Source organism: Corynebacterium tuscaniense (assembly GCF_008693065.1).
GTDB lineage: Bacteria > Actinomycetota > Actinomycetes > Mycobacteriales > Mycobacteriaceae > Corynebacterium > Corynebacterium tuscaniense.
In genome coordinates, this window is record NZ_VXKH01000009.1 from 1 (window position 1) to 11,442 (window position 11,442).

Consider the following 11,442-nt stretch of genomic DNA (forward strand, 5'->3'; position numbering starts at 1 on the left):
GCTCCTGGTGGGGTGCTAAACCCACCCCGGGCACCTAGCGCAACAGACCCACCTGCGCCTGCTCCGGCCCTGCCACCGGAATCGACACCACCGCTCAACCCTGCGGCACCACGCCCGGCAAGGGGCACAGCCCCACCAAGGCCACCAGCACCGGCTGCACCACCAGCAAGTGCACCAACGGCGCCGGTTGCACCGGCACCACTAGCCGGTGCTCCGCCTATCACACCGGCCGGCGCTCCGCCTAGTGCACCGACTGGTGGTAGCGATGGGGCAGTCGCACTGGCTACCTGGGTAGGTGTAGCTCCAGAGGCAATCAAATCCAACATATCCGGATTCGGTTTGCCTACCTGCTCCACGATCTCAGCCGGGGTTGTGGCATGCGTGAGATCACCCCAGCCTGTATGAGCTAATGCTTTGTTGACCACCTGTGGTAGCGCTTCGCGGGAAAACTCCGGGACCCCCACATCTGCTCCGCCGTCGTCCATGATGTGGCTGGACCCTGGTTTCATCGGTGGCAGCAACGACTCAAAGGTCGGCACCGTGGGTGCCAGCTGTGTTGTAAGCCTCGGCCCAAACGTACTTAAAAATACTTCTTCCAGGCTTTTTGACGCCACAGGATCAGCTGTAGCACGGACGGCACCTAAGGCTGCGGCAGCTTCTACGGCAGTAGCCTGACTGAGCGTTGCTAGCCCACCGGTATGATGGCCCAACATGTGGGACTTGGCCGCATAGTGACGCCCCATGACGTCGACAAACTCCACGTTTGCTAGCGCGTTGTGTATCGCTTCAGTTTCAGCTGAGGGCGATAACAACCCCATAGCCGCAGGAAGTTCCCCCAACGCCTGAACCAACATAGAAGCAGTGGACAACCAGTTCTGTGAAATGTCGAACATTGATGCGGTATCTGTTGCGGCTAATTGTGAGACCAGTACCTCTAGATTTCCTGGCCGGCCTGCAACAGGGACAATAATATGAAAGGGATTCGACTGTGGCCGCTCCAGTGGTGATAACGCCACTGGACTAGAGACATCCCCTGCAGTAGAACGGAAAGAGTCCCCAATGCCTGCATCGACTGCAATAAACCCATCAACCTGCTGGTGTAACAGCTCGGCAGCACTAGCAAAAAATTGAGCTAACCCCCGGGTTGCTTCAGGCTCACTCACTGAACTAATCGCCTGATGCATCCGCCCCGCCTGATCCAAACCAGAAACCTGAGAATAGGTTCCAAGGCCACGTACTTCTCGGCTTGCCGTGGTGCCCTTCAAAATACTCGCAGTGCCATCAAGAATTCGCGCTGCTTGTGCAACATCGTCAGTGCTCAAATACATACCCATCATTAGCCCCCGATTAATACTTTTTCTTAGTTATAGCTGGTAAAATGCTTCCATTATTTTTTGTGCAGTGGCACACAATTCCTGTTCACTCACCGGATTTGTTGCCTCCCCGACAACGATTGAAAACTGTCCGCGCGTTGTATCGACGGCAGCAACACAGCTTTCGTCTCCACTTTCAGCGCCCCGATAGAACATCATTCCGGGAATCACAGACGAATCTGCATCCCTCACAGCAGAGCCTTCTTGCCCCTCAACATCTTCCCGACCAGCTGGGGAAATACCAATTGCAAGTCCTATCCCCGGCTCGTTTCCGAGCAGAGGACACGTAATTCCTCCGCCGGGTACAGTGAAATTCGCCTCAATACGCTTCAATCCCACCGTCGCGAACTCAGTCTCTGAGATTTCCTCACACGGATTGAATAAGTTGTCCTTGATCGCTTCGTAGTCAAAATCTCCGAGAATGAGATCACCGCTGGCAAAGTGAAAAGCGGGCACCTCCGTCTGCGTCGGCTCCGATCCAGCGTCAGGCGCTGATGGCGCGGGTGCCTCTTCTTTTGGGGTTGCCTCGTGCCGTTGGTCAGCTTGCCCGAATAAGCCCGTCGCCGTGCAACTTGAAAGTAAGCTCGCAGTGGCTACAGCCGTGATGACAGTTGCTATCTGCTTGTACACGCTGCGATACCCCCGATTCTTGTGTTCCCCAGGTCAGTCCGAATCTCATCGGACACAAACAACAATGCCACGTTTCAAAGACGCAGGAAACCTTTTTGTGTCCACTAAAGTAGACATCCATCAAACCCGCTGCTTGAACAGCACGGCTCAATCAGAAAACATTCCACGAATACCCTCTGAACTCATGCCCGAACTGCTCCCCATCAGCAACCAGCCGATAAATCCAACTCGTGGGCGATAATGCACAAACGTGGTAGAGACTCAGACTCCGAAGTTGTGCATACTAGTCCCCCAGAAACTTCATCCACTGCTCCCACTCGCGCTCAACTTGTGCCTTACCCAGGGCGTAGTTGGCGGTGAGTTTAGCTAGGTTCCGCTCGGATGCGTCCACGCTCATGGCGTCTGGGAAGAACACCTGGGCGCGGCCTTGCTCCTCCAGTTCGAGGATGCGGCGTTTTGCTGCGTTGTAGCGTCCAGGTCGCACGATGAGCGCTTCAGCCACTGCGGGGTGTTTAGGAAAAAGTCTGCGCGTGGCTGTTGGCCGCGTAACGGTTGGGCGGACGTAGGAGCGTTCTTTGGTGGCGAGGACGAGGAATTTTTGGAAGCCGGCTTTCTCAGCAGCGTCGATAAGCAAGCCCCCTGAATATCCCAGCGCGCCGTCCACATACGGAATACCGTCGATAAAGCCCATCGGCATGACTTTCGGCACTGTTGAGGATGCGCGGGCGATGAGGCCGATGCTTTCCGGCGAGTCGATGGTGCGGCGTGTCCACTGGACGGTATGCCCCGTGTCGGCACGGACGGCTTCAACGTGAACTTCGATATCACTGTTGGCTCGGAAGGTCTCCCAGTCGAAGGGCAGGACATCACCGGAGCGTTCGTAGATGAACTCGGCGTTGAAGTATCCGTGCCCTCGCGCAAAGGACATCCACCCGCCGAATTGTTCGTGCGCGGCAAAGGTAGTGAAGGATTCGCGTGCCCGATGTGCATCCTGCGATACGTAGTTGAACGTGTGCACGGAACCCGCCGATACACCGCCGACCCAACCGAAGCGCACGTTTTCCTCAATGAGTTTCACAATCGCCGGTGCGGTATATGAATTGCGCATCCCGCCACCTTCAATAACTAAGGCTGTGTCGGATGCATCAATCATGTCCCTGATTGTAGGGCTGCGGGAGCTATACCGCTTATCGGCGTCCCCCGCGCCCCACTCTTAGCCCTGCAAGAACGCCTTCATCGCGGACCACTCACGCTCCAGCTGATCTTCACCCGCAGCGAAATTTGCTTCGAGCTTGGGTACCTTGAGCTCTGTGCTTTCAACCTTCATGTTTTCTGGGAAGAAAGCGTAGGCGCGCCCTTCCTTCTCCAGCTCAATAATGCGGTCCTTGGACCGGTTGTATTCATCAGCGCGCTCAATCGTTCGACGCGCGACCTCGGGGTACTTGGGGAACATGCGGCGAATCATGGCTGGACGGTTTGGCTGCTCACGAACATAGTCACGGCCCTTGGTGGCTAAGACGAGGAACTTAGAGTAGCCAGCACGCTCCGCCGCATCAATCACCAAACCGCCACCATCACCTAGCGCCCCGTCCACATACGGCACGCCGTCAATATATGCCATGGGCATGAGCATGGGCATGGTGGAAGAACAGCGAATGACCAAGTTAATAAAGTCCTCATCTGTCAACTGCTCATTATTAAATGCCACGGTTTCACCCGTATCCGCCCGCACAGCTTCAACGTGAATTGTTGATTCACTCGCATTGAAGCTATCCAGATCAAAGGGGAGGAGGCCATCACGGTCCTGGAACATGAACTCGGCGTTGAGCAGGCCACGGCCTAGTGCGAGGGAGCGCAGCCCACCAATCTTCGGGTGCCCCATGAAAGTGGTAAAGGCCTCCTGAGTGCGCTGCGCATCGCGAGAAAGCATATTCACTGCGTGAATCGCACCAGCAGAAACGCCACCAACCCAACCAAATTGCACATCCTCGTTGATCAATTTCATGATCGCTGGGGCCGTGTACGAGTTACGGGTTCCTCCGCCCTCAATAATCAGAGCGGTATCGCGTGCGTCAATCATGGTTCACTACTCTAACGGTGAACCAACTGGTTTTCCGCTAGAAATCACTTTCTGCTTCTTTTCAGGCTCAACGTCCTCTAAAACGTCCTCCGCCAAACGCTCTAGAACAACCCCGATCTTGCGCTGGAACTGCACGGCTTTATCGGCGCGGGGCGCGGCCTGAATCATCGTCTTAGCCTCAAGCCCCATCTGCAGCTCCTTGGCACGCAGGATCTCCGCGTCGAGCTTGACTCCCAGCAACAACACGATGTTCATCACCCAAATGGCCACCAAGACAGCGAGCACCGCACCAAACGCCCCGTAGGCGCTGCGCACACCGAAGGTGGAGATGTACCACCCGAACAGTGTCCATTCGGCACCGACCACCAGCATGGCAAATACCGCCCCAACGGTGAGCAGGCGGAACTTACCGGGCCGAACATTCGGCGCAAAGTAAAACAGGCAAGACAGCAGGACCACAGCCGTTGCCACCACAGCTGGGTAGCGCAACCATTCCCACACCGGCAACAGGATTTGGTTGAGGTAGTTCACCACTGCCTGCAGCCTCAGTGGTTCCGCGATGGGGCCAACCACAGCGTTGATGATGTCTTCGCGCAAGACCAGCGCCGCCATCACCACAACGAGCCCAGCCACCAGCAGCAAGGTGATCGCCCACATGGTCAGCCACGTCACCCACAAACTACGGCCCTCCGTCCGGCCATAAATCACGTTGGTGCTGCGCGAAAACGCACGCACATAGGCCGAAGCGGATAACAGGGAAATCATGATGGATATTGTCAGCGCGATGGTACTTTTCGCCGGGGTGCCCACCACGGTGAGGAAAAGGTCCATTGCCTGTGGTTGCAGGGCTTCGGGCACGGTGTTACCAATGAACCCGCCGATCATGTTGCGCAGCTCTGTTTGATCGGTGGGAAAGAGCAAGGTCACGGTGGAGTAAAACGCCAGAAGCATCGGCGCGAATGCTGTGACGCTGAAAAATGTCATGGATGCACCACGGTCCATAATGGCAAGAGGGCCAAAGTCAAACACCGTGCGTGCAAACACGAGCTTCCACCCTTTCCACCCCAACCGGTTGCCGCATTGCAGCACATTGCTGTCGGCTACCTCGGGGTCAAGGGCATCGATCGGGCCCGGGCCGTAAGGCTGGATGAGGGCGGGGCGCCGGGGGCCGTCGATAAGCGAATCCTCCATGATGTCACCCTAACGTGAGTAAAGTGTGGCCATGACTACTGTGACTGTGGCTGGCCTGTTTACACCCAACGGCGAGCTTGGCTTCAACGCGAGCCCTGCTGAGTCCCTGTTCATTCTGGCACTGCTTTTCGCACCAGCAATTCTCATCTTCACCATTGTCATGGTGTTGCTGCGACGCAAACGCACCCCGCAAGAGATCGTCGCGCACACCCTCAAAGTTCACACGGCGAATCTTTCACCGGATACTGATGAAATCATTGTGATCATCACGGTCGACGAAGACACGTTTAACAAACTCTTGCTTATCGACGGCCCCTGTCGCCTCACCTCCCCCACCACTCGCCCAGTAACATTCCAAACTGGAGTCCGCGGTGGCGCACCAACCCTTGATCCGAATACTGGGTGGACCATTCCAGTCACCGCTGCCACAAAGGCTGAACTGCATGCACTTCCGGCGGAGCCGGGTGAATATGAACTAGCCACGGTAAACGTGGCCATCGTTGTGGAATAACGCTACTTACGCACCAGGTAACCCGAACGAATCTGCACAGTGCGAATCACCGCGGATACGAGCGCGAGTGACGCCAGCACCCAGTACGGCAGCGACGGTCCAACATAGCCATCCAGCCACTCAATGAGTGGTGGAAAGCCGAAGCCAATGTAGGTGGCCACGTAGTACACACCGATGACGGAGCCACGCTTCTCCGGTGGAGAGAACGTATCAACATCCAACAAACCTTCACGCAAGCACAGGCCATACGCCAAGCCCAGGAAGATCGCGGCCACCACGAATACAACGAGCGACGGCGTGGCCCCACCGAGTGCTGTCAGCACAAAGCCGGTGGCAGAACACACCGCGCCGATCACACCGGAGACTGGGCCAAAGTGGAAGTGGCGGCCCAGTGCTTGAATGATCAGGCCCGAACCGAAGGCCACCACCGCAGCCACACCGGGCATAAAAGCACTGGATTCAAAGTGATTGCCCACGCGCCCCGCAAGAACCACCACGGCACTTGTCATGGACGCAAACACCCACAGGCCCATGGGGAACGCCGTGAACAATGCCTTCGCCCCAGACTTCTCAATCACCGGTGCAGGTGCTTCTGCCTCAACACCTGCTGGAGCATCATGCTCCGGCACCACCTGAACCTCATGAAAGTTCGGCACATCCCCCGCGCGGAAAGAGTACGCAATCGCAGCGACGGACAGAGCAATGGAGGCGATGTACGGGATATAAATCGCGTAATGCGCGCTGACCAGGTGCGCGATAATGCCGGAGGCAATCGGCCCGAGCATGAACCCAGACGTCAGGAAAATGCCGGCCAACGTTGTACCAGACGCCCCACGCAGGCGCCCTGCCCACGCAGTACCGGCACTGACCACCAGGCCCACACCAAGGCCGATAACAAACCGGGCGGTCAACAGCACCACCGTGTTCTGCTGCCAGAGCATCAGAGCAACGTTGCCCAGCATGGCCACCGTGGACCCCAGCAACACCGCTGGACGAGAACCAAACCGGTCCGCCACCAGGCCACCAGCAATCAAACACGGGAACAGCCCCAGAGCATAAATGCCGTAGGCGCTGTTGACCAGTAGCGTGGACATCTCCCAGTCCTCGCGCAGTACCACCAGCACGGAAGCAAAGTGGTTCGCGGCCCATCCCGCGCTAATCAAAAAAGCGATGACGCTTGCGAACACAATGTTCGGCGACGACTTCCCCGCACTCATGCTGGTTGACATTCGGTAGCTCCTCCTCACTCATGGCTGAGATTGTCAGTTGCAATACTGCGACACACAGCAAAAATTGTGACCTGCGTTACTATACATCCTTTACCTGCCCGAACTCCTAGGATTAGGTTCTATGACTTCCCCGATGATGCCGTGGGACCGCCCCGCCACTCCCCAACCAGAACCACTTTCACTGCTCGGCGCCTTAGAAGCCCAACAGGAAATGAGTTGGACATGCACCCCCGAGCATGCACCTGATGCGCTGGACCGCACCGTCATCACATCTGTAGAAGAAGCTGCGGTGCGCTTAGACCGCTTCGCACCCTGGATCGCTGAAGCCTTCCCCGAGACCGCTCAATCGCCCCATCCAGGCAGAATCGAATCTGCGCTTGAACCCATCGCAGACACGCAGGACTATGTCTCCTCACTCATAGGCTTCTCCTTGCCCGGTGAGCTGTGGGTCAAACGCGATGACAGCCTTCCCATCAGCGGTTCCATCAAAGCCCGCGGTGGTATCCATGAGGTTCTCCGCCTTGCGGAGAACTACCCTGCCCCTGAACAACGCGCTAACCTCACCTTGTCCGTTGCCTCTACCGGCAACCTCGGCCTAGCCGTAGGCACCATCGGCCCCCGCCTGGGTTTCCCCACCGTGGTGCACATGTCCACTGAAGCGAAGCAGTGGAAGAAGGATTCGCTACGCGCAGGTGGCGCAACCGTGGTTGAGCACCCCGGACTGTTCACCGATACTGTCGCAGCCGCGCGCGATGCCGCTGCCGACGATCCGGCCACCTTCTTCATCGATGATGAAAACTCCCCCGGCCTTTTTGCCGGTTATGCCGTTGCTGGTCAGCGCCTGAAAACACAATTCGACGCCCTTGGGCGCACCTTCACCCCGGACAATCCACTCAACGTCTACCTACCGTGCGGTGTGGGCGGAGGCCCCGGCGGTGTCACCTTCGGGTTGAAGTTGGCTTTCGGGGATAGTGTCAACTGCCACTTCGTCGAACCGGTAGCTAGCCCCTGCTTCATGCTCGGCGCCGCAACCGGGAAAGGCGCGGCGGTGAACTGCACCGAATATGGGCTGAGCGGACGCACTGTTGCCGATGGCCTAGCGGTACAAAGTCCGTCACCTTTTGCGTTTGAACATGCCGCCGACCTGATCAACGGATTCCACACTGTCGACGACGTGACTACTCTCGCCAGCGTCAACTGGTTGGAGCGCACTGCGGGCATCTCCGTGGAACCTTCAGCCGCCGCCGGGCTGCCCATCCCATGGCGCCTGCCGGCCGAGGACATCCCTGATGAGACCACACACCTTGTATGGCTCACCGGCGGTTCCCTCATCCCCGACCGTGACAGGGATCGGCTGCGCGGCCAAGCCGCAACAGCCGCACTGCAGTGGAGCACGCGTTAAGCGCACTCTTTCGCCACAGCCTCACCCACACGCTTACCGGAGTGGATGCAGCCGCCCAGGAAGGTTCCCTCCAAAGCGTTCTTGCCGTGGTAGCCACCCCCACCAAATCCGGAGACCTCACCGCAGGCGTACAGGCCGGGGAACACGGAACCATCGCTGTGCAGTGCACGACCATCCAGGTCAGTTTCCACGCCGCCGAGGGTCTTACGGGTGAGAACGTGCAGTTTGACGGCGATGAGGGGACCCTTCTTTTCGTCGAGAAGCCTATGAGGCTCCGCGCAACGCACGATCTTGTCGCCGAGGAAGTTCCGCGCGGTACGGATGTAGTTGATTTGCGCGTCTTTGGAGAAGGAGTTGGTGAGCTGCGCATCACGGTCAATAATCTGCTTGCGCACCAGTTCCACATCCACCTCAATACTGTCATCGCTGAGCTCATTCATATTGGCCACCAGCTCTTCCAAAGCGTCCGCAATGACCCAGTCAGCACCGTTATCCATGAACGCCTTCACCGCTGGATGCGTGCCGGGGCCGAGTTTGCCCGCTAGTTTCTTGATGGATTTATCCGTCAAGTCCGGGTTCTGCTCCGAGCCGGAAAAGATGAACTCCTTATCCGCGATGTGCTGGTTGAGCACGAACCAGGAGTAGCCGTGGCCCGTCCGTCCGATGTGGGCGAGCGCCGCGAGGTTATCAGACCCCGGGAACAGGTTCGTGGGCAAACGCTTGCCCGTCGCATCGAGCCACATTGAGGACGGCCCCGGAATAATACGGATGCCATGGCCCGGCCAGATCGGATCCCAGTTGATCATGCCTTCCGGGTAGTGCCACATGCGGTCCGTGTTCACCAGGTTCGCGCCCGCTTTCTCAGCGATGGTGATGCCACGGCCGTCGACATGCTCCGGCACACCCGTAACCAGATCCTTTGGGCACGGGCCCCAGCGATCCTCCGGCCACATCTCACGGACCTTGTCCACGTTGCCACCGATGCCGCCGGTGGAAATCACCACCGCATCACCGCGGATCTCAAACGGCTCCAGCTCATCATTATTCGAGGCCTCACCGCGTGGCCTTGAATCCTCGGCCAACACCATTCCCCGCACACCCACCGCGCGACCGTTTTCCACAATGATCTCATCCATCCGATGACGGAACTTGAACTCCACCTGGCCGGCCTTTTCGGCGCACTCCACCGGCTCACGGAATACCCGTACAACCTCCGGGCCGGTACCCCAGGTGAGATGGAAACGTGGCACCGTGTTGCCGTGCCCGGACGCATCACCTGAACCACGTTCCGCCCAACCGACGGTGGGCAGCACACGCAGCCCCAGCTCCTTGAGGTACCCGTGCATCTCATTTGACGCGAAGCGAACGTATTCCCGGCCCCACTTTCGCGGCCAGTAATCATGATCCCCATCGTCATAGTCCGCTGAATTCTGCCAGTCAGTCCAGGCCAGATCCTCAAAATCCTTAGCCCCCATTAGCTTCTGCTCCGGTGTTCCCACCATGAACAATCCACCGAGGGACCAGAACGCCTGGCCACCAAGGTTTGCTCGACTTTCCTGCTCAATGAAGACGACCTTGCGGCCCGCTTTAACGGCTTCATGCCCTGCCACCAGGCCCGCCAGGCCTGAGCCAACAATGATGATTGGTTCAGTTGATTTCATGGGGCAAATAGTAGCGGCGACAAAACATTGTGGGAGCAGATCGCACGAGATTTCTTCCCTCATCCCCCCCACGGCCCCCGGCGCGTGTCCCACAGCCACGGTAACGTGAGCGGGAGACTTCCCCCTACGAAACAGGGGCAAGCCACAAAGAAAGGTTGAATTCAACAATGAAAATTGCAGTCCTCGGCGGCGATGGCTTTTGTGGATGGCCAGCATCCCTGCACCTATCAGATATCGGGCATGATGTCACCATCGTGGACAACCTTTCGCGGCGCCGGATCGATGAGGAGCTGGGCGCGGAATCCCTTACCCCCATCGCCACTATTGAGGAACGCCTCGCCGCCTGGCAGGAAGTGTCCGGTAAGACAATCGACTTCCGCAATATTGATGTCGCGCGTGATTATGACGGACTGCTCGCATTCATCGAAGACTTCCAGCCAGACGCAGTCATCCATTTTGCGGAGCAGCGCGCTGCCCCCTATTCCATGAAGAACTCGATGACCAAGCGTTACACCGTGGATAACAACGTCAACGCCACCCACAACCTCCTGGTCGCCGTAGTGGAATCCGGCTTGAACATCCACATCGTCCACCTGGGCACCATGGGCGTGTATGGTTACGGCACCGCCGGCATGAAAGTCCCGGAAGGTTACCTGGACATCAAGGTGGATACCGGCGAGGAGCTCATTGACCAGCAGATCCTCTACCCCACCAACCCGGGTTCGGTGTACCACATGACCAAGGTGCTGGACCAGAATCTGTTTGCCTATTACGCCAAGAACGATGAGCTGCGAATTACGGACTTGCACCAGGGCATCATTTGGGGCACGCATACCCCGCAGACGGAGCGCGATGAGCGCCTAATCAACCGCTTTGATTACGACGGCGACTATGGCACCGTACTCAACCGTTTCCTCATGCAGGCCGCCATCGGATATCCGCTCACTGTGCATGGCACCGGCGGACAGACCCGTGCTTTTATTCACATCCGCGACATGGTCAAGTGCATCCAGTTGGCTTTGGAACACCCGCCGGCCAACGGTGACCGCGTGAAGATCTTCAACCAGATGACAGAGACTCACCGCGTGCGCGATCTGGCCGAGCTCGTGGCCACAATCTCCGGTACGGACTTTGCACTTGTTCCCAACCCGCGCAAGGAAGCAGATGAGAATGAGCTGTTTGTCACCAACGACACTTTCCTCAGCCTTGGTTTACACCCCACCAAGCTCGCTGAGGGCCTGCTCCAAGAAGTCGAGGACGTAGCCAAGAGGTACGCCCACCGCGTGGACCGCACCAAGATCCCGGCCCGCTCCCTGTGGACGCGCAATCAGTCCGAGGGAGTTCCGGAATCCGTGCGTTAAGCCG

Annotated in this window: 9 protein-coding genes and 1 pseudogene; 3 read left to right on the plus strand and 7 right to left on the minus strand. The window is 57.9% G+C overall.

What is annotated here, in order from left to right; all coding sequences use genetic code 11:
* The 5 genes and pseudogenes from F4V54_RS03465 to F4V54_RS03485 form a co-directional block, all read right to left on the minus strand.
* Nucleotides 1–893: pseudogene (locus F4V54_RS03465) on the minus strand (hypothetical protein); the annotation flags it as partial.
* A 471-nt stretch (nucleotides 894–1,364) separates the two neighbouring features.
* Nucleotides 1,365–2,003 carry a DUF3558 family protein gene (locus tag F4V54_RS03470; RefSeq protein WP_034663922.1) on the minus strand — a complete coding sequence of 213 codons (639 nt, stop codon included), beginning with the start codon at nucleotides 2,001–2,003 and terminating at the stop codon, nucleotides 1,365–1,367.
* Between the two features lie 283 nt (nucleotides 2,004–2,286).
* Nucleotides 2,287–3,156 carry a patatin-like phospholipase family protein gene (locus F4V54_RS03475; protein ID WP_034663923.1) on the minus strand — a complete coding sequence of 290 codons (870 nt, stop codon included), beginning with the start codon at nucleotides 3,154–3,156 and terminating at the stop codon, nucleotides 2,287–2,289.
* A gap of 60 nt (nucleotides 3,157–3,216) precedes the next feature.
* A complete protein-coding gene (locus tag F4V54_RS03480; RefSeq protein ID WP_150386253.1) occupies nucleotides 3,217–4,083 on the minus strand; it encodes a patatin-like phospholipase family protein in 867 nt (288 codons plus the stop codon).
* A 6-nt stretch (nucleotides 4,084–4,089) separates the two neighbouring features.
* Nucleotides 4,090–5,274, minus strand: coding sequence for a YihY/virulence factor BrkB family protein (locus tag F4V54_RS03485; protein WP_150386254.1), 1,185 nt, complete (start codon nucleotides 5,272–5,274; stop codon nucleotides 4,090–4,092).
* A 31-nt stretch (nucleotides 5,275–5,305) separates the two neighbouring features.
* On the opposite strand from F4V54_RS03485, the gene F4V54_RS03490 reads away from it, so the two are divergent.
* Nucleotides 5,306–5,785, plus strand: a complete 480-nt coding sequence (locus tag F4V54_RS03490) for a hypothetical protein (RefSeq protein WP_052092800.1) — start codon at nucleotides 5,306–5,308, stop codon at nucleotides 5,783–5,785.
* A gap of 2 nt (nucleotides 5,786–5,787) precedes the next feature.
* On the opposite strand, the gene F4V54_RS03495 is transcribed toward F4V54_RS03490, so the two are convergent.
* Entirely contained in the window at nucleotides 5,788–7,014 is a 1,227-nt protein-coding gene (locus tag F4V54_RS03495; RefSeq protein WP_376997412.1) for an MFS transporter, read from the minus strand.
* Between the two features lie 121 nt (nucleotides 7,015–7,135).
* Here F4V54_RS03495 and dsdA point away from each other — a divergent pair, with 121 nt between their 5' ends.
* Nucleotides 7,136–8,416, plus strand: coding sequence for a D-serine ammonia-lyase (gene dsdA, locus F4V54_RS03500; RefSeq protein ID WP_150386255.1), 1,281 nt, complete (start codon nucleotides 7,136–7,138; stop codon nucleotides 8,414–8,416).
* Here the strand turns inward: dsdA and F4V54_RS03505 are convergent.
* Nucleotides 8,413–10,077 carry an FAD-binding dehydrogenase gene (locus F4V54_RS03505; protein WP_150386256.1) on the minus strand — a complete coding sequence of 555 codons (1,665 nt, stop codon included), beginning with the start codon at nucleotides 10,075–10,077 and terminating at the stop codon, nucleotides 8,413–8,415. The genes dsdA and F4V54_RS03505 overlap by 4 nt on opposite strands.
* Nucleotides 10,078–10,244: 167 nt before the next feature.
* Between F4V54_RS03505 and F4V54_RS03510 the strand changes: the two genes are divergently transcribed.
* Nucleotides 10,245–11,438, plus strand: coding sequence for an NAD-dependent epimerase/dehydratase family protein (locus F4V54_RS03510; RefSeq protein WP_150386257.1), 1,194 nt, complete (start codon nucleotides 10,245–10,247; stop codon nucleotides 11,436–11,438).
* The last annotated feature ends 4 nt before the right edge of the window (nucleotides 11,439–11,442 follow it).

Bases quoted from the DNA above. Each gene is read 5' to 3' on its own strand.
- F4V54_RS03475 (WP_034663923.1), bottom strand. From the start codon at position 3,156: ATGATTGATGCATCCGACACAGCCTTAGTTATTGAAGGTGGCGGGATG.
- F4V54_RS03480 (WP_150386253.1), bottom strand. From the start codon at position 4,083: ATGATTGACGCACGCGATACCGCTCTGATTATTGAGGGCGGAGGAACC.
- F4V54_RS03485 (WP_150386254.1), bottom strand. From the start codon at position 5,274: ATGGAGGATTCGCTTATCGACGGCCCCCGGCGCCCCGCCCTCATCCAG.
- F4V54_RS03490 (WP_052092800.1), top strand. From the start codon at position 5,306: ATGACTACTGTGACTGTGGCTGGCCTGTTTACACCCAACGGCGAGCTT.
- F4V54_RS03495 (WP_376997412.1), bottom strand. From the start codon at position 7,014: ATGTCAACCAGCATGAGTGCGGGGAAGTCGTCGCCGAACATTGTGTTC.
- dsdA (WP_150386255.1), top strand. From the start codon at position 7,136: ATGACTTCCCCGATGATGCCGTGGGACCGCCCCGCCACTCCCCAACCA.
- F4V54_RS03505 (WP_150386256.1), bottom strand. From the start codon at position 10,077: ATGAAATCAACTGAACCAATCATCATTGTTGGCTCAGGCCTGGCGGGC.
- F4V54_RS03510 (WP_150386257.1), top strand. From the start codon at position 10,245: ATGAAAATTGCAGTCCTCGGCGGCGATGGCTTTTGTGGATGGCCAGCA.